Below are 17,983 nucleotides of genomic sequence, written 5' to 3'. Positions count from 1 at the left end.
AGGCGACCCCCTTAACTATATCGCTTTTTGGATTGCGTCTGGGATCGGTGGCCGATCCCCCACCGTGGCCGAGCTGTGGTGTACTGCAACGGGGGAGAAGCTCCCAGGCCGCACATGCGAAGCTGCGACGGCGACCGGCGTTGCTGCCTGCATCCACATCCACAGGGACGGGTTGCCCGTCCGGTGGACGATCAAGTAATGATCCGAGCGGTACCTACCGGTTCTTTGACTGTTACGCCTATGCGTCGGGCGGCAGCCCCAATTATACCTTTGACCCGCCATGTCGTAGGTGTAGCGCCAGGGCGAGGGCGTGGTATTCCTCATATCGGGGTCGCTCATCGTCAGCGTGCGGCCCAGGCTGACGTAGGTCATGCCGGTCACATTGCCGTGCGCGTCCGTGACCTGATCGAGCCGATCGAGCGTGCTCCATGCACGGCTCTGGCCTTGCTGCGTGCTCCCCTTGAGATGAGCAGACAGCCCCATCCACGCGCTGCTGGATACCCGTCTGGTCGGTACGTGGGGCCATCACGGACGCAGCATGCCGCACCGCCGCACGGCGCATGAGCTGACACCTCCGCTCCCGCCACCGCACCCTGCGGTGGTGGCGTTCCCGTTGGTCGTGCCCCGACCGCACGCACCGGCGCATCGCCAGCAGCGGACCGTGTACTACTCCAGCGTGGTGCCCTCCAGGAACACCACGTTCCCCCGCGTAGCGGCCTGCCGCAAGGCCTTCAGCTCCCGGTACTCGGTCGAGTCATACCAGCGCTGGGCCTGCTCCCGACTCGGAAATTCGATCAGCACCGGGAACACCGGCTGCCAATCCCCTTCGACCACGGTGGCGGGACCGCCGATGATGAGATAGCGGCCTCCAGACTGTGTCACCGTGGCGACGACGCGCGCGCGGTATTCTTCCATCGCCGCAGGATCGATGATCTCCAGGATGTCGAAGAACCAATAGGCCGCCATAGGCTCCCTCCTGTCGTGCCTGTAACAAGCGCCTGCTTGCCGGGTCGCACCGTCCGGATCGCGGCATGACGGGCCGTGCGGTTGATGCGCCGCGTGCTCGTCCTCCGCAGCGCGCCGCATTCCGCCCGGCTCCCGCATGGGGCGAGTATCGCACGCATGTCAACCCTCGAACCAGGCCGCGTGCCGGAGGAGGGGGGCTGCCCAGCGAATTACGGAGTATCCGGCGCGCAGCCGAATACTCCGTGTTGCACGCAGCCGACGCGGGTGGCAGGTAGGCTTTCATGGCGGACCGTGCGGAGAGATTCTGCTGTGGGCAGCGTCGCCTGAAACGATGTGGTAGGCGCAGGGCTGCCGGGAATCCCTCCCCAGGTGTCAGGAACCAGCGCGCCGGATGCGCCTCGCGTTGACCAGCAGGCCGACGATGAGGCCCACCACACTGCCAAGAACTGCCGATCCCAGCACCTTCCCAGCCACCATCCCCATCAGGAGGAACGCCACGAGGACGATCATCAACGAGTGCTGGATGGAAAACGCCACGAATGACGGAACATGCACCCCAGCGGCTCCAAGCTGCGCGTGCACCTGCCACACATGTGGCTCACGGAGGATGGTCCCATCCGCAAATACCAGGGTCGGCACCGTTTTGTTGCCCGCGTTCAGCGCCATGACCCGGCTCCGGGCCGCCGCATCGTCCCGGATGTTGATATACGTGTAGGGGACGGCAGCCCGATCTAGGAACTGCCGAACGGGGATGACCTGTGGGCAGCGCGGATGCCCATAGACGGTAAGGCCAGGTTGGTGCATAATGGTGCTGCTCCACACAGTGCAAACGAGTGTCCAAAGGCAACCACCAGGCCGCTCGGTCCGCTGCCATGCACAAGAATGAGGTGATGCCGCTGACCATCCCGCGTATCTCGCCAGGCCATCCGGTCCACAACGAGCTGGTTGATGGTAGCCTCCACAAGCGGACGACGTGGTCTAGTATAGCCCAGGAGTCAAGCGCACGGTGGTTAAGGTGGATGCGCGGAATGGGACGATCCAGGGAAACAGGAGAGTCACCCGGAGGGTGCTTGCATGCCGTGAGGATGTGCAGGCGGATCGCTGCACACCACGGATGATGCCCAAGGTCATAGCTCACCCGCCGCCCACCGCCCACAATGGCGCGATTGGGCTGCTGGAAGCGGTCGGGTGGAGCAGGTGGTTGGCCGTTCGTTGATTGACCGCGCTGGCTTCTTGCGGCACCTTCCGCAAACGTACTGCACGTTCATTAGCTGCTGCATTTCCATCCTTGAGCCTGATGAGCAGAAATGTCCTCGCTTCGCACCACGGCCATCTCCAAAGCGCGTCACACAAGCGATGATTATGTCACCTCAACAATGAAATAGTGGGATATGCAATATTGTGTGTATACTATTGCATTATATGAACTGCCCCGTCAACAGCCTCGCTTGTCAGTCTCAATAGAGGATCTCCTGCTCAGATCCTGGTCCAACCAGCAATCGTGGCTACGCCACGACACCCGCCGCCTGCTGCGCATCCTTAAGGTCGGCGGTCACATCTTCATCCACCGGATCTTGCTCGACTACTTCGCCAAGTATGATGTTATTGCTAGGCGAACGAGGGAAGGAGCAGGAGGAGAATCGCAATCGTTGTGGAGCGCGCGGTAGGAGGGCTCAATCTTTGAGATAGAATCAGGATGCTGTACGCACGTTTTGGGGCATCCCGTCTCAATCTTGGAACAAAAAGAGGGCTGAAACGCCCGTTGAGTCGCCAGGTTCGCGAGATCCTACAAGCTCTGTAGGATCTCGCGGACCCGGGCAGGTCATGCTGCGCCCGCTTCGAGCCGAGCAATGCGGCTGCGCGCGGTGCCGTTGATGGCCCAGAAAGCACCCCCCAGCAGCACCTTGCCGTCTGGCTGCAGCGCCAGCGCATGCACGGTGCCATTCGCGCCGGTGCCGGGGTCGAAGCTCGTGTCAAGCGAGCCGTTAGCGTTGAGCCGGGCAATGCGGGTGCGCGCGGTGCCGCCAACGATTGAAAAAATGCCCCCCAGCAGCACCTTGCCGTCTGGCTGCAGCGCTAGCGCATACACGGCGCTATTCGCGCCGGTGCCGGGATTGAAGGACGTATCGAGGGTGCCGTCGGCGTTGAGCCGGGCGATGCGGGTGCGCGCGGTGCCGCCCACGCTCGTGAAATCGCCCCCCAGCAGCACCTTGCCGTCTGGCTGCAGCGCCAGTGTACGCACGGTGCTATTCGCGCCGGGGTTGAAGGACGTGTCAAGCGAGCCGTCGGCGTTGAGGCGAGCGATGCGGGTGCGCGCGGTGCCGCCCACGCTTGAGAAACTGCCTCCCAGCAGCACCTTGCCGTCTGGCTGCAGCGCCAGCGCATGCACATAGCTATCTACGCCGGAGCCGGGGTTGAAGCTCGTGTCAAGGGTGCCGTCGGTGTTGAGGCGGGCGATACTGTTGCGTGCGGTACCGCCAACGCTGGTGAACATGCCCCCCAGCAGCACCTTGCCGTCCGGCTGCAGCGCCAGCGCATACACATAGCTATCTACGCCGGGATTGGGGTTGAAGGACGTATCGAGGGTGCCGTCGGCGTTGAGGCGAGCGATGCCGTTGCGCCCGGTGCCATTGATGGCCCAGAAGTCGCCCCCCAGCAGCACCTTGCCGTCTGGCTGTAGCGCCAGCGCCCACACGGCGCTATTGGCGCCGGAGCCGGGGTTGAAGGACGTATCGAGGGTACCGTCGGCGTTGAGGCGAGCGATGCGGGTGCGTGCGGTGCCGCCAACGCTGGTGAACATGCCTCCCAGCAGCACCTTGCCGTCTGGCTGTAGCGCCAGCGCGAGCACCCGGTCATTCGCACCGGAGCCGGGGTTGAAGGTGGGGTCGACCACGACCACCGCCGCGTGAACGGTTCGCGATCCGGTGGTACTTATGAGCAACGCGGCGATGATCACAACAAGCAGGCCACGATTGATGCAGCGATCCATGGGTTCCAACTTCCTTGCGTAACCCCTGGGAGCCGGGCAACTCCCGGCTCCCAGGCGTGGGGCGATGTCTTCGCGTGAAGGGGATGTGTGAGCGGCCAGGAATGTCCTCTCGTGGCAAGACCACGTAGCGGGGATGATTGACGGGCGATCTCCTTTCTGGTACGCCAGCGCGCTAGAGACACGTCCGAGGCCCGCGCCTCTGGCGCGCTACGTGTACGCCGAATCGCTGGGGAAGGAATCGGGCAACGACGACACCCAGCGTGCGACTGGTATCCATAACCGTTGCACGGCTCCGATGGGCTGACGACGCTGATGCCGCCAGCGAAGCAGCAGCGGATCGCGCTTCCTCGCCGTGAGTGTCACGGGGAACGGCACCCGCCGGAAGCAGCCCCCCATCCGGCATGCGAGCCAACGCAGGCGCGGCGACCGACGGTGCCTCCCACCGTCCATCGTTTCACGACGACTAGCTTGCTGCCTCCGGGGAGCAGCCTGACCACGTCGAGGCGGGATCGTGTCCGCCTCGTGCGGTCAGACGTTGCCGCACGACCCGTGATTCTGGAACTGGAGGCAGGGAAGGACCTGCTGCATGCCAAGACATGCAGGAAGGATCCCAGGAGTGCACGTCCAGAGGGATACGCGGGAAGCCTGGTCCAGTGGACAGCCTTTAATCAGTCCGTCCTTTACCGCTCTGAGTCGTTCGTCAGCGCCGACCCACGTCCTTGTGCATAATCGAGAGACGGCCTGGGATGCGAGCCGATGGACGCAACCCGCCGATCGCTGTTGGCTGAACCCGTGGTGTTCGGCACCAGCGACGTGGACACAGGTGGAACGGAGGCCGTGAGTTCGTGTGTAGTATAGCTGCAGGAGCATGAGCTGTCTAGAGGCTTAAAGGCCATCCACCGTTCCGTTAGAAAACCGTCGATTTTGGCCGTTCGGCCCGTCCTCCGTTCCATGAGAATAGCAGGGCTGAGCGTGGGTGTCGTCTGCCTCCCTTGACAACACCTCCTGGGCCTACAGACATTCTTCCCCATCATGGATGGTGTCTGTGGTGCGATCCTGGCGGGACCTGGCGTGCCCGTCCGGCAGCACGCGACAAGCGCGGGGCAAACACCGTGCTGCCACTGCATGAAGGTACTGAGAAATATGGAGGGCTCCATCAGCAGCACACGTGCAGAACCTCAGATAGTACGCGGCCTCATGAGGGGCTGAATAATACAGATGAGGAGACGATGGAAGCGCTGCATGACGTGGTGAAGGCTGGTAAGGCGCGCTCCGGTGCGTGGTATGGCATGGGCGTCCTCCAGAGCTGGCGCGGGACGGCTATGCAGAAACATGCTCGTTCTGCAATTAGAGATAGCCGGGGCGGATCGGTGTAAAAGCACGCCCACCGTGTTGCGCTTCGACCCGCGCTCAATCGCGTCCGGCGACAGCGCAACGCGCGCGGCGTCGGGTCGAAGCGCTTGTTGGGCCGTGCAGACAGGCCATCACGCCCGTCAGCAGTCGAACACCGACCAGCAGATCTCGTTTCGCAACCGCTGATCCTCCAGGACGAGTTCGCGAATCGCATCGGGGAGCTGTTCGCGCTGCCAACGGCACTCGAGCCGGCCGGCGCTCTCACCCGCGCATCCGGGGGTGGCCGCACGCGCGGCCTTGATCGCGTAGGCCGCAGCACCGAGCTCGTGTGCGGCGACATGCGCCACTACTGCCGCCTGGCCGGCAGCATATGCGGCGTGCCGAGCGGCTCCGCTCAGCGCTCTTGCCGCAGCCATGGCATGACCACCCGCCGCGCGGGCCTGAGACATCGTGATCTCGCCCCGCGCCCAGGCCCGAGTCTGCTCGATCGCCTGGCGGGGCCGCGGGTCCGAGGGTTGCGCCGACTCGAAGAGGTGCAGCACGTGCTCTGCGCACATAGCCGCCCACAACGCCAGGAGCCGATGGTCGGAGTCGGTGAGCGTCCCCCCACGGCGGATGGTGATGAAGCGGGGGTCGCGGTCTTTGGGGAGGATCATGGATGCACCCCTCCTGTTGCATCTGCCCAACGATCAAGCTCAGCGGCGCGGCCAGAGCTACTTCCACGAAATTCTCGTGCAGCAACGAGTCCGGTTTCGTAAGCTGGGTCCGCCTTCGCCGACGTATGCGTGGCCGAGACACTCGTGAAGCTCCTGGGTGTCACGTCCGATCCCGGTGTACGGCGATCGCTGGAGCATGCGCGGACTTGCGTATCCCCCGGCTGCTACGACGTGTCAGTGCGTTCACTATGTATAGATGCCATGCAGTATAATCCTTCCGTCAAGCCAAGGCATGCCAGATCCAAGAGATCATAGCTGCCACTGATCGCCAAAGGGTTGGGCATGTAGGATAATGCCGATAATGATTATTCTCACACCCACCCCAGCCACACAACTATCAAACCCCTCCCGTACAGGCTTATTGCTGGTACTGTGGGTGCGCCGCCATAAAGCGCGCTAATCTCGTGCGCGCGGCCTGTTGCACCCGCGTTTGCAGGACGGGCGTCCATCCCAAGACAATGCCGCGCAAGCCAAAGGCTTGGCGGCTCCACCGCCAAAAGTTGAACGTGTCATCCTGCCGCAGAATTGTGCCATCGGCAAACTCCATGTGGCTCTGAATACGGTTGTGCACCTTCCGGCCCGTCAAGGAGAACGTATAGGATGCCTCCCAGTGTGCCCATCCGTCGTGATCGGTGGCGGTGATGTTTCCCACGTCAATCGTCAGGTCGTCTGCCTGACAGAACATATGCCACATCGCCCCGATCTGGCTGCCCCGTAGGTCAAAGACCGCATCGCGAAACACGGCCTGCGGATGGTAACACGCGGTCATGGTGGCATAGTCTTTGTGCTGGAATGCCTGGTACAGGGTGGTTAAGATTTGGGCATTCGGGTGCATAATTCCTCCTCGCGGTGTGCAGGTGCGAACCGCAGGATAGCAGGCGACGGGACACACCGCAAGCACGACAGGCGACGCCGTTCCGCTGCGGAACCGGGATGTGTCTATGCTTGTTAGCAGGCAGCATCGTCGTGATCTGGCGCGGCTGTCCCCGGGCGACGACCACCTCCTGGGTCGCGGGCTCATGCCCGACGGCGCTCACGCTGAGGCGATAGCGTCCGAGCTGCACGGGCCAGATGTACTGCCCCTGTTCGTCCGCTACCACGGTGACAGCTTCAAAGGGCCTGCCGCTCGGTGCGAGCGAGTCCGGATCAATCACGGCTCGCTCGCTGGGCGTGCCCTGTGCGTCCCCTACCGTTCCCTGGACCGTGATGCTGCCGCATGATCCTCATCTGGAAAGCCACGCATGCCGCGCTGTCACAAATATACCGCGAGCGGTGTTTAGGGGCACATGCACCCATGCCGCGCAGCCTGGCCGTGTGCTCACACGCCACCGTCACGACGCCGACCACAACCGGGCGTCTACGCCACGACCCGCAGCGCCTCCCGCAGGGCCTGCCGCAGCGGCGTTGTTCCATCACTGCTCGTCGTGTCGGCGTGTGCCATCATGCCACCCTCCGAGGCCGCGTTCGCGACCGTTGCAGCCGTCTCCAGCAGCCACTCCTTGAACTCCGCCGCCTGTGCCTCAGGCGTCTTCTGCGCCAGGATCTCCGCGATCTGGATGCAGAGTGCCTGTGCCTCCGCGATGCTCGGCGTGCGCTGCCTCGTCGGCGCGCCGTCCTGGGTCCTGCTGGGCGCCAATCGCGGCCCACGGCGCACCTTCATCTCCGCCAGCACCGCTCGGATCAGCGGGTTAGCCCCATAGCGGCGCCTGATCGCGCCTGGCACCTGGACCATCGCCCCTTCTTCCTGCACCGTCCCAATCACGCTGCTGTTGACCGCCGCGACCATGACGCGACTGATGACCACCGGTGCACGACTCAGCAACTCCCATTCGGCGTCGGTGAGGTTCGCGCCGGCCGCCTGCGCGGCGCGTCGTGCATCGTCACGCCGATGGCTCGCTCCCGACCGCTCGCCTGCCGCCACATCCACCGGGACCACCTGCCAGATCCGGGTGGCATACTCGCGCACGCTGCGGTCGGACGAGAAATAGCCGCAACGTGCGGTGTTCAGGATTGCCATGCGCGTCCACCGCTCCACGTCGCGGTAGGCCTGGTCCACCTCATCCTGGCGCTCGACGTAGGAGGCATAGTCGGCCAGCAGCAAGAACTCGTCACGATCCAGCAACTGCTGGACGATGGGCTGAAACAGATCCGGCGCCTGCGGTGAGAACACGCCTGCCGCAATCTGGTCTAGCGCCTGCGTGAGCATGGGATTGCGCGCGGCATACGCGCGGGGAGTATAGCCCCCGCCGCGTGTCGCCGTGGCCTGATCCTCGGTGAGGCCGAAGAGGAAGAAGTTGTCGGCACCAACGAGATCCCGAATCTCGACATTTGCCCCATCCAGCGTGCCAATCGTGAGAGCACCGTTGAGCGCGAATTTCATATTCCCGGTGCCCGACGCTTCTTTCCCGGCCAACGAAATCTGCTCGGACAGGTCGGCGGCCGGGTAGATGCGCTCCGCCAGGGTAACATTGAAGTTGGGCAGGAAGACCACCTTCAACCGATCGCCAACGTCCGGGTCGGCGTTGACCACCCGTGCCACGTCGTTAATCAGCTTGATGATCAGCTTTGCCATCCGATAGCCCGGTGCCGCCTTGGCCGCAAAGCAGACGACCCGCGGGACACGATCTTCGTGCGGGTCGGCCTTGATGCGATTGTACAGGGTGATGACGTGCAGAAGCTTGAGCAGCTGTCGCTTGTATTCATGCAGCCGCTTCGCCATAATATCGAACATCGCGTCAGGTCGGACACCAACACCGGTGCTCTCCGCGATCAGCGTGGCTAGCGCCTGCTTGTTGTGCTGTTTGATCTCCCGCCAGCGTGCCCGGAATCCGGCGTCCTCAGCAGAGGGTTCCAGCCGCTTCAGCTGATCGAGATCGGTCAGCCAAGCACCACCAATCGTCGCGGTGATCAGGTCCGACAGCGCGGGGTTGGCGAGGTGCACGAAGCGGCGCGGCGTCACGCCGTTGGTCACATTGGTGAACTTGTCGGGCCAGAGGTCGGCGAAATCCGTGAGCACCCGGTCGCGGAGCAGCGTCGAGTGCAACGCAGCAACACCATTGATCTTGAAGCTGCCGACAGCGGCAAGATGCGCCATGCGCACGCGGCGCTCTGGCTGCTCCTCGATGAGCGACATGCGCCGCACCCGGTCCTCATCGCCGGGGTCATGCCGCCGGACCGTGTCGAGGAAGCGCCGGTTGATCTCGTAGATGATCTCCAGATGGCGCGGCAGCAGTTGCTCGAAGAGGCTGACCGGCCAGGTTTCCAGCGCCTCCGGCAGCAGGGTATGGCAGGTATAGGCGAAGAGCTGCTGGGTGATCGCCCAGGCGCGCTCCCAGGGGAGCAGGTACTCGTCGACCAGCAGGCGCATCATTTCGGGGATGGCAACCGTCGGATGCGTGTCGTTCAGCTGGATGACGGCCTGCTCAGGCAGGCGGTCCAGGTCGACCTCGTCCGGCAATCGCCGGAGTATGTCTCGTAGCGAACAGGCCACAAAGAAGTACTGCTGTTCGAGGCGGAGCTGTCGACCCTGGGGCGTCTCGTCGACTGGATACAGCACCTTGGAGATCGTTTCGGATTGGGTTTTGTCCTGGACGGCGCGGGTATAGTCACCGCGATTGAAGATGTCCAGGTTGAAGGCTTCGGTGGCCTGGGCGCTCCACAACCGCAAGCTGTTGATCGTGCCGCTGCGGTAGCCAGGGACGAGGTAGTAGTAGGGAATGCCCAGGACCGTGCGCGCCGGTCGCCAGCGCACGCGGTACCGCCCATAGGCGTCGGTGAACGCCTCGGTGTGCCCGCCGAAGCCCACCGTGACGGCAAGTTCGGGGTGCGGCAGCTCCCAGGGATTGCCGAGCAGCATCCATTCGTCAGGACGCTCCACCTGCCAGCCATCGACCAGCGTCTGGCGGAAGATGCCGTACTCGTAGCGGATGCCATAGCCCACCATCGGCAACTTGAGCGCCGCCGCCGCATCGAGAAAGCAGGCGGCGAGTCGCCCAAGGCCGCCGTTGCCCAGGCCCGGCTCGATCTCGACGTCGCCCAGCTCATCCAGGCTCAGGCCGAGTGCCGTCAATGCCTGCCGGGCGATGGCGGTCAGATCCGCGCTGAGCAGGTTGTTCGCCAGTTGGCGACCGAGCAGATACTCGGCTGAGAGGTAGTAGACCCATTTGGCGTGGGCGTGAACCTGGGTGCGGCGGGTGTCGAGTGCGCGGGGCAACATGGAGCGGCGGAGGGTATGGGCCAGCGCATGGTAGCAGTCGACGCGGGAGGCGGCGTCGAGGTCGACGCCACGCACGGCGCGCAGATGGTCGAGGAAGTCACGCTGAAAGCGTTCGACAGTCAGGTCAGGCAGCGTATCGACAGTCGTAGTCATCAGGGCATCCTCCTGTGGTAGCAACCAGTGCGTCGGCTGGAGGGCGGTTGCCCGGCAGCGCGGTCCATTGGCATCCCCACGGCACGCACAACGACGCTCTACACCGGGCCACTGGCAGGATGACGTGGGACAGCGCGACACCGAGCCAGCACTGGTAGGATCAGTATACCGGGGGGGTCAAGGCGGCACGATGCCGTTGCACGACTTCATCCAGGCCGTCAGGCAGCGGCAAGATCTCGCCTGCATCGACCCATGCCACCGGCCTGGAAGCGTGCGGTCGTCGACCATCCGGGGCGGTGAGTGGCCCATCGACGACGTAGCGCGTCCCAAAAGGCGACATCTTGCTGGCCTGTACCTCATGATCGCGCAAACGTACGCCAGCAGCGTCGGACCGAGCGCACCCACGATCATCCGGCATATGTGCCGGATACCAGTCTTAGGAGAGTGATCATAGGATCACAAGACAAACGCACGAAGGAAATCAACATATTGTTGCCCGGTAAGCTTCCTCAGTGAGCTGTGCGATAAGGAGCGATTGACACACCATGCTATGATCTTCCATGCTTCTCCGTGCTTTTCAGGGGGACGAAAGGAGAGAAACCCCATGAACCTGCGACAACGCCGCGCCCGCTTGAAGCAGCGCAAGCTCACCCAGGGGGTTATGATCATCGGGGTGTTACTGGTGGTCGTGGGAGTCCTCGCGCTGTTCTTGTATCTCCGATAAGCCGCGGTCGCCGCTTAGTCGCCTGAGCGCGCACGAGGGCACGGAGGTGCATGGTCGGGCGAATGCAGCAGTTGGGTCGTGCGGATGGCGATGAGTATGTTATGATAGACGTGCGCCTGATTCACACACCATCATCCGAGCACCGGGCGGGACACCATTCGTCGCCGACCGGTGCTGCCAGCTCCGTCTGCGGCATCTGCCAGGCGCTGGTGCGCGTCTGGCGCTCTCGATCGACGGAGCAGCATGCGTGATCACCGCGACTTCGTAGGGGCAGGTATCGCATGTCAGACTCAGCGCCACCGGTTCAACTCGTCGTCGTGGGCGCGTCCGCCGGTGGCATTGAAGCGCTCTTGACCCTGGTAGCGACACTCCCCCCAGAGTTTCCGGCTCCGATCGTTATTGCACAGCATCTCGACCCAACGCGCCCAAGCCATTTAGGCGCGATCCTTGCTCGTCGCGCGCTGCTGCCGGTGATCACCGTTCAGGATCATGCGCCGCTGCACGCCGGGACGATCTACGTCGTGCCGGCGAACCGGCATGTGGAAATCACCGATCATGATATGACGGTGCTTCCCGATGGCCCAAAACGCCCGAAGCCTTCGGTGGACTTGTTGCTCTCGAGTGCCGCCGAGATCTTTGGTGAGCAGCTGATTGCGGTCATCTTAACCGGAACCGGCTCGGATGGCGCGATCGGTGCGCGGGCCGTCAAGCAGGCGGGCGGCACCGTCGTGATTCAAAACCCGGCAACCGCGGCGTATCCCGGCATGCCGCTGTCGCTTGCGCCCCAGACGGTCGACATTGTTGCCGACCTGCTCCGGATCGGGCAAATCCTACAGGATCTCCTCACCGACATTGCGGTACCATCACACCCGGAGCAGGAGCCGGAGCTTCAGGCGTTTCTGGAACAGGTGCGCGCGCGGAGCGGCATTGATTTCCGTGCATATAAAGCCGCCACCATTCAGCGTCGGCTCCAGCGTCGTCTGGTCGCGACCAACTGCGCCGATCTGGCGAGCTACGCGGCCTATCTCGCCAACTATCCCGACGAGTATGGGCGGCTGGTCAGCACCTTCCTGATCAAGGTGACTGAGTTTATGCGCGATCGGGATTTCTTCGACCTCTTGCGCACGGAGATCCTGCCCAACCTCGTCACCGCGAGCCGCGCCCGGAACCATGAGCTGCGGATCTGGTCCGCCGGCTGCGCAACCGGTGAAGAAGCCTATTCGCTGGCGATTCTGGTGTGTGAGGTGTTGGGCGAGGAGCTGGGCCAGTTCAGCATCAAGATCTTCGCCACCGACCTGGACGCCGATGCGATCGCCTTCGCCCGGCGCGGCGTATATCCAGCCGCTGCCCTGACCGGACTGTCCGACCAGCTGATCGACCGGTATTTCAGCCGCAGTAGCGGCGGCTATGCGGTCAAGAAGCAGGTGCGGAGTCTGGTGGTCTTCGGCGAGCACGATCTCGGTCAGCGCGCGCCGTTTCCCCGGATCGATCTCGTGCTGTGCCGCAATGTGTTGATCTACTTCACCACCACGCTCCAGATGCGCGCGCTGCAGCTCTTTGCCTTCGCGCTGCGCGAGGGCGGCTATCTGGTGCTGGGCAAGACCGAGACGGTGAGTCCGCTCAGCGAGTTCTTTACCCTCCAGCATCCGCAGTACAAGATCTACCGCCGCCACGGGGAACAGCTCATCGATCCGCCCGTGACGAGCGGCGGCACGGCCCTGACACCCCAGCGCACAGACCAGCGCCAGCGCACGGCGCGGCAGCTGTTCCAGACGCAGCAGGACTTACGCCACTCGCGCGCGGCCCAGGAGAACCTGCTCCTGACCTTGCCGGTCGGCGTTGTGGTCGTGGACCAGCGCTATGATATTCAGGTGATCAACAGCGCCGCTCGCCGCCTGCTGGGCATCCACACCTCGGCGATTGGCGAGGATTTCGTTCATCTGGCGCAGCACGTTCCACACCATCCACTCCGCGCCGCGATCGACCGCGCGATGCGTGATACGGTGGCAACGACCCTCGACGAGGTTGAGATTCCCCAGGTGGTAACAGGGGAGCCGCAGTTCCTCCAGATCGCGTGTTATGCGCAAGCGCCCGCCGACGAGAGCGCACCCCGGTCGGCGCTGGTCCTCGTCACGGATATCACTGAGGCGGTCCAGGCGCGACAAGAGGTTGAGCAGGCCCGGATTCGGCAGGCGGCGCTGGCGGCACAGCTCGAGCAGACGGTTGCCGATCTTGAGCGGGCAAACGCCGATCTGGCACGTCGCAACGATGAGCTTCAGCAGAGCAATGCCGCGCAAGAGCAGGCGCGCCGGGCCGCCGAGGAGGTTGCCGCGCGCCACGCACAGCAGATCACGGAGCTCTCAGCCCGGCACGCACAGCAGATGGAGCATGTCGTCGCGTCGAATCGGGTATTGCTGACCGCGAATGAGGATCTGGCACGGATGCATGCTGAGATGCACGCGATCCATGACGAGGTGCTGTTGAGCAACGAGGATGCGCAAGCGGCGCTTGAGGAAGTGGAAACGCTCAACGAGGAGATGCAGGCCACCAATGAGGAGCTTGAAACGCTCAACGAAGAGCTCCAGGCGACGATCGAGGAGCTGAATACCTCGAATGCGGACCTGGCAGCGCGTGGTGATGAGCTGCACGACCTCACCGTCTCGCTGGAGCGCCAGCACCAGCAGAGTGAGCGGGAGCGGGCGCACCTGGCGGCGATCCTGGCAAGTATGGCCGATGCGGTCCTCGTGACGACCGCGGACGGCGAGGCGGTGGTAACGAATGCCGCCTATACGGAGCTCTTCAGCGACAAAGCGGTGATTCTCGCCGATGAAGCCGGCCAGCCCTTGCTCCCGGATGCAACACCGCAGGCGCGCGCAGCACAGGGCGAAACCTTCGCCATAACGTTTACCTTCACGATGGCGAATGGGCATCGCCGCTGGTGCGAGGCGATCGGGCAGCCCGTGCGTGGTCCAGATGACCAGCAGTGGGGCGTGGTGGTGATCCGCGATATCACCGAGCGCAGTCTACGCCGCATGCAGGAAGAGTTTCTGGCCCTGGCGAACCATGAGTTCCATGCTCCGCTGGCGGTGCTCAAGGGCTACCTCCACCTGCTGATCAAAGATCTCAGCGTGGACCCCGGACATGATCGTCCGCTGCACTACGCCGCCGCCCTGCAAACCGAGGTCGATCGCATGACACGGCTGGTCAATGATCTCCGGGATGTCACGCGCTTGCACAGTGGCAAGTTCAGCCTGGAGGTCGCGCCGGTGCAGCTGAAAACCCTCGTCCAGCAGACGGTGGAGATCGGGCGGATCTTGCTGCCGCGCCTCATGATCGCGCTGCATGCCGACGATGAACAGGTATGTATCAGCGGCGATGCCCAGCGGCTCCAGCAAGTGTTGCTCAATCTGTTCATCAATGCCAGCACCCATGCCGCTGGGAGTACCCGCATCGACGTTCGGCTTAGGCGGGTCGATGGCATGGCAGAGCTCGTGGTCCAGGATGACGGCGCAGGCATTGCCACGGAACACCTTGCGGACCTGTTTTCACGCTTTTATCAAGTGTCCCACTCCCGCTACGCCGGACAAGGCCTCGGCCTGGGGCTGTATATTTGTCAGCAGATTGTGCTGGCGCATGGTGGCACGATTGCCGTCGCCTCCGTCGAGGATGAAGGAACGACGTTTACGATCCAGATCCCATGCAGCCTCGCCTAGATAGAGTTCGCACAGCCGACCAGGGTCGCGCGTCGCCCCATGATGCATTCGACACCGCGATCACGCGCAGGGTGGGGACCGACTGGGCAGGCTCGATGGTAATTACGGCGCTGGTGCTGTTCAGGACAAAGGCAGCGGTGAACACGCGGGCGATGGTGATTGCGATGTACAGGGGTGGTGAGGTTGGTAAGTATTGATTATCGGTATGAGCAAGAGGTGTCCATCTGGTGGAGTGGATTCGTCATCCTGGATGCTATGTCGCCGTGGTAGACGGAGCATGAGGCTGTACGAGCGACGGTGTACACGATGCATCCCACAACGCGCCGTGACACGGTCTACGCACTGTGGGGCTGGGTGCGGCGGTCGTCCTAGGATGGATGGGTTCCTTCCCCGTACGGGCCGCTCTGCTCGCGGTGTGACTGGATATGTCGCGCGACCGTGAGGGCGCGCAGCAGATCCCACAGGTTTACCCAACCCTGTTCGGCAAGGTAGCTGACCCAATCTTGCTGTTCCCGAAGCCGCGCGTCGCTGAGCGGGTAGTGATGCACGAGGCAGGCAATGCCATTGCCAGTGACGACCCAGGTGCCAAACCGATAGACCACGGTTCCTACATCAAAGGCCGTGATCGCCTCGGGCACCTCCATCGGTCCCTGCTCCGTCAGAACCGTCCCGCTCAATGGCTGGCTTTGCGCTAGCAGGGCATCGATCGGCTCAAGATGTGCCTGGAGATAGCGTACCTCGATCATCCGTGGATCGGGTCCGCGCATATCCGTTTGAAAATCGGTCGCCGTGTAGTCGCTCATCGGTACTCCATCAAGGGATTCTCCGTGCGCTGGGGGGTGCGGTGATCCGTGGCTTCTTGCGGTCGCGCCGCGTTTCGATCGCCCGCATGGCCTCCCTGATCCGGATCGCCGCCATACCCTGTTCCTGGTTCGTGCTGGCGATGCGCGTGCTCGGACGCAAGATGCCGGACGAACAGATCACCAGGCTGAACATGCAGCGCGTCACACATGCGGTCCAACGTGTCGAGATCGATACGTGTGGCCCGGCTCGTATAGAGCGCGTGCGCGGTGTTGTAGGCGACGCCAGCCCGTTCAGCGAGCGCCTTGATCGTAAGCCCTTGCGCGCGGGCAAGCTCCCCTATCCGCATCCTGATTGGCATCGTTCCTCCAGTGTATCGTGGTGCCCATCCTAACTATACGTCAGAGGTGTCGCTGAAGTCAAGTACTACGCTACGCAACTAGGGCTATACAAATGATCGAACGTGTGCTATACTAAGCTATCCCGCTGAACCTCCATCACGCTACAACCAGGGCACGATCTCCTGCTGCTGTCTCACGGGCAGGCGTGGAGCACATCGTGATTCGATCGGTGTTCGAGGGCAGGCGGACCGCGGCGCGGTCGCTGGTCCTGGAGGGGTTAACGAGTATCGATGAAAGGACCAGCATGCTCTATCCTGAACCAAACACCACCGTCTATGAGCAGCATAGCGGTGTGACCGGATCGCCGATGCGTCCCCACGAGGCGCACTGGCGCTTCCTTGGCGAGCGCGAGGCGGCTGATGCGGCCTACTGTCTGCGCTTCGGCGTAGTTCAGGCGCCCGAGCCCTCTGGTATGCCCGACGGCGTCTGGTCGTATGCGATCCCTGGGGTCCAGCCTAACCCATGAGGCGATGCGTTGTCCAGACAGGGCTACGCGGCTGTCGCTTCATGCAGGGCATGCGCATCCGTCGAGTGGAGGTACCTTACTATGTCCATCCCCGACCCGTCTCATCCGCTACAAGCCCTCGCGATCGGGGGCGATGCAGCGCGGGTATCATTGGACGATGCGCGACCGGATCAGGCGCTTCGACCGCGCGCTGCGCCCGTTGCTGCCCTGCCGAAGAGCACGGATATCCTTAAGGTCAGTGCCCATTCACGCCCAAGCGCGGTCGCCGGGGCGATCGCGGGCGTGCTGCGGCAGCACTCCAGCGTCGAAGTCCAGTCGATTGGCGCGGGTGCTACCAACCAGGCCATTAAGGCCATTGCGATCGCCAGCGCCTACCTGCGCGACGACCACGTCACGATCGGATGTGTCCCGTTCTTCATCGACGTCACGATCGACGGCGAAGATCGGACGGCGCTCCGGCTGGTGATTGAGCGCTCTGCTGACTAACGTGGGGAGCGACACCGTGATGGGGATTGCGTGCTGCCGAGGCCACATTGCGCTGCGGTCCTCATGATCATTCCTGCTGATGGGTCTGCTGGCAGCGTGGACCATCGTGCATAAAGGACGCTGTATGTCGATACATCTTACCCGCGAGCAGGTCCTTGAGATCCTCGCGACCGCCCGCAGCCAGGGGACGCCACCAGACTTTTGCGCGGCCAATCTCCAGCAGTTGAATCTGGCCGACGTTGACCTCCGGGGTGCCGACCTGCGTGGGGCCGACCTGCGCTGGACCACGTTGTGCCGGGCGAATCTGGCGCATGCGAATCTCTGTGGGGCCGACCTCCAGGGCGCGAACCTCCAGGGCGCGAATCTGGGCTGGGCGAATATGCAGCGGGTGAATCTGCAGCGCGCCGACCTGCGCGCCGCCTACCTGGTCGATACCCAGCTGGACGGCACCGATATCAGCAAATCCGTTCGCTGATCGGTGTGCGTCCCGTGCGCATGGTACGATCGGAGCGATCACGACCGCTTTCACCAGGAACTCGTAGAAGGAAGTGTCTATGGCGCAATTGAGCTACCCATCAGCAACCGAGGTTCAGCTCCGGCTTGGTTCCCAGGAAAATGCTATTTTGACAGTCATACGTCGCTGGGGATGGTGGACGCGCGCCGATGTCGAAGGGCGCGTGCCAGGTACGACACAGGTCACTGGGGTCATTTTGACGGCCCCCCGCTCAGAAGATCGCATGATCCGCGATATTTTACACCGGAGCTTTCAACTCATGTTTCCGCCTGAGGGGGGCGAGGGCATCCCAACAACGCTTGCCCCAGCGGCACGGACGCGTCGCCCATACCGCTAAGGCAGGATCGGTCATGCGTGCCAAAGGCGATGCAGGGCGCGACCACCGAGCCGCGCAGCCCTTCCGGGGACATCACCGGGAGCGGCAGCCGCATCACCAAGCCCCTCCAACCGGATGCGTTGCTTACCCGCATGCAGTGGATACAACT

The 17,983-nt window shown here is 63.2% G+C and carries 14 protein-coding genes; 6 read left to right on the top strand and 8 right to left on the bottom strand.

The features are described from left to right. Positions 1–15: 15 nt before the first annotated feature. The 7 genes from VFZ66_09565 to VFZ66_09535 all read right to left on the bottom strand — a co-directional run bounded on the left by VFZ66_09565 (position 16) and on the right by VFZ66_09535 (position 10,393). Positions 16–483: a hypothetical protein gene (locus VFZ66_09565; GenBank protein ID HEX6289426.1), complete on the bottom strand. Its 468-nt coding sequence runs from the start codon at positions 481–483 to the stop codon at positions 16–18. 183 nt (positions 484–666) lie between these two features. After that, positions 667–966: a DUF1330 domain-containing protein gene (locus VFZ66_09560; protein ID HEX6289425.1), complete on the bottom strand. Its 300-nt coding sequence runs from the start codon at positions 964–966 to the stop codon at positions 667–669. Between the two features lie 372 nt (positions 967–1,338). Beyond that, positions 1,339–1,770, bottom strand: a complete 432-nt coding sequence (locus VFZ66_09555) for a glutaredoxin family protein (protein ID HEX6289424.1) — start codon at positions 1,768–1,770, stop codon at positions 1,339–1,341. A gap of 1,018 nt (positions 1,771–2,788) precedes the next feature. Further along, on the bottom strand, positions 2,789–3,955 hold the full coding sequence (locus VFZ66_09550; GenBank protein ID HEX6289423.1) for a delta-60 repeat domain-containing protein: 1,167 nt from the start codon (positions 3,953–3,955) through the stop codon (positions 2,789–2,791). Between the two features lie 1,493 nt (positions 3,956–5,448). Then, on the bottom strand, positions 5,449–5,964 hold the full coding sequence (locus VFZ66_09545; protein ID HEX6289422.1) for a hypothetical protein: 516 nt from the start codon (positions 5,962–5,964) through the stop codon (positions 5,449–5,451). 418 nt (positions 5,965–6,382) lie between these two features. Continuing rightward, positions 6,383–6,859, bottom strand: coding sequence for a nuclear transport factor 2 family protein (locus VFZ66_09540; protein ID HEX6289421.1), 477 nt, complete (start codon positions 6,857–6,859; stop codon positions 6,383–6,385). Between the two features lie 522 nt (positions 6,860–7,381). Beyond that, positions 7,382–10,393, bottom strand: coding sequence for a glycogen/starch/alpha-glucan phosphorylase (locus VFZ66_09535; protein HEX6289420.1), 3,012 nt, complete (start codon positions 10,391–10,393; stop codon positions 7,382–7,384). An 825-nt stretch (positions 10,394–11,218) separates the two neighbouring features. On the opposite strand from VFZ66_09535, the gene VFZ66_09530 reads away from it, so the two are divergent. Beyond that, a complete protein-coding gene (locus tag VFZ66_09530) occupies positions 11,219–11,368 on the top strand; it encodes a hypothetical protein (protein ID HEX6289419.1) in 150 nt (49 codons plus the stop codon). 30 nt (positions 11,369–11,398) lie between these two features. Beyond that, positions 11,399–14,830: a CheR family methyltransferase gene (locus tag VFZ66_09525; GenBank protein HEX6289418.1), complete on the top strand. Its 3,432-nt coding sequence runs from the start codon at positions 11,399–11,401 to the stop codon at positions 14,828–14,830. Between the two features lie 368 nt (positions 14,831–15,198). On the opposite strand, the gene VFZ66_09520 is transcribed toward VFZ66_09525, so the two are convergent. Continuing rightward, complete coding sequence (locus VFZ66_09520; protein ID HEX6289417.1) at positions 15,199–15,633, bottom strand: hypothetical protein; 435 nt, start codon at positions 15,631–15,633, stop codon at positions 15,199–15,201. Positions 15,634–15,674: 41 nt separating this feature from the next. On the opposite strand from VFZ66_09520, the gene VFZ66_09515 reads away from it, so the two are divergent. The 4 genes from VFZ66_09515 (at position 15,675) to VFZ66_09500 (ending at position 17,459) form a co-directional block, all read left to right on the top strand. Continuing rightward, positions 15,675–16,025 carry a hypothetical protein gene (locus tag VFZ66_09515; protein ID HEX6289416.1) on the top strand — a complete coding sequence of 117 codons (351 nt, stop codon included), beginning with the start codon at positions 15,675–15,677 and terminating at the stop codon, positions 16,023–16,025. Positions 16,026–16,276: 251 nt separating this feature from the next. Further along, positions 16,277–16,498 carry a hypothetical protein gene (locus VFZ66_09510; protein ID HEX6289415.1) on the top strand — a complete coding sequence of 74 codons (222 nt, stop codon included), beginning with the start codon at positions 16,277–16,279 and terminating at the stop codon, positions 16,496–16,498. A 207-nt stretch (positions 16,499–16,705) separates the two neighbouring features. Beyond that, complete coding sequence (locus VFZ66_09505) at positions 16,706–16,984, top strand: stage V sporulation protein S (GenBank protein HEX6289414.1); 279 nt, start codon at positions 16,706–16,708, stop codon at positions 16,982–16,984. A gap of 124 nt (positions 16,985–17,108) precedes the next feature. After that, positions 17,109–17,459 (top strand): pentapeptide repeat-containing protein, encoded by a 351-nt coding sequence (locus VFZ66_09500; protein ID HEX6289413.1) that lies wholly within the window; start codon positions 17,109–17,111, stop codon positions 17,457–17,459. The last annotated feature ends 524 nt before the right edge of the window (positions 17,460–17,983 follow it).

This window comes from Herpetosiphonaceae bacterium (assembly GCA_036374795.1).
In the GTDB taxonomy this organism is placed as follows: Bacteria; Chloroflexota; Chloroflexia; order Chloroflexales; family Kallotenuaceae; genus LB3-1.
The sequence above is the reverse complement of the archived record's forward strand: the minus strand, read 5'-3'. Positions and strand labels throughout refer to the sequence as shown.

Bases quoted from the DNA above. Each gene is read 5' to 3' on its own strand.
- VFZ66_09565 (HEX6289426.1), bottom strand. From the start codon at position 483: ATGGGGCTGTCTGCTCATCTCAAGGGGAGCACGCAGCAAGGCCAGAGC.
- VFZ66_09560 (HEX6289425.1), bottom strand. From the start codon at position 966: ATGGCGGCCTATTGGTTCTTCGACATCCTGGAGATCATCGATCCTGCG.
- VFZ66_09555 (HEX6289424.1), bottom strand. From the start codon at position 1,770: ATGCACCAACCTGGCCTTACCGTCTATGGGCATCCGCGCTGCCCACAG.
- VFZ66_09550 (HEX6289423.1), bottom strand. From the start codon at position 3,955: ATGGATCGCTGCATCAATCGTGGCCTGCTTGTTGTGATCATCGCCGCG.
- VFZ66_09545 (HEX6289422.1), bottom strand. From the start codon at position 5,964: ATGATCCTCCCCAAAGACCGCGACCCCCGCTTCATCACCATCCGCCGT.
- VFZ66_09540 (HEX6289421.1), bottom strand. From the start codon at position 6,859: ATGCACCCGAATGCCCAAATCTTAACCACCCTGTACCAGGCATTCCAG.
- VFZ66_09535 (HEX6289420.1), bottom strand. From the start codon at position 10,393: ATGACTACGACTGTCGATACGCTGCCTGACCTGACTGTCGAACGCTTT.
- VFZ66_09530 (HEX6289419.1), top strand. From the start codon at position 11,219: ATGATAGACGTGCGCCTGATTCACACACCATCATCCGAGCACCGGGCG.
- VFZ66_09525 (HEX6289418.1), top strand. From the start codon at position 11,399: ATGTCAGACTCAGCGCCACCGGTTCAACTCGTCGTCGTGGGCGCGTCC.
- VFZ66_09520 (HEX6289417.1), bottom strand. From the start codon at position 15,633: ATGAGCGACTACACGGCGACCGATTTTCAAACGGATATGCGCGGACCC.
- VFZ66_09510 (HEX6289415.1), top strand. From the start codon at position 16,277: ATGCTCTATCCTGAACCAAACACCACCGTCTATGAGCAGCATAGCGGT.
- VFZ66_09500 (HEX6289413.1), top strand. From the start codon at position 17,109: ATGTCGATACATCTTACCCGCGAGCAGGTCCTTGAGATCCTCGCGACC.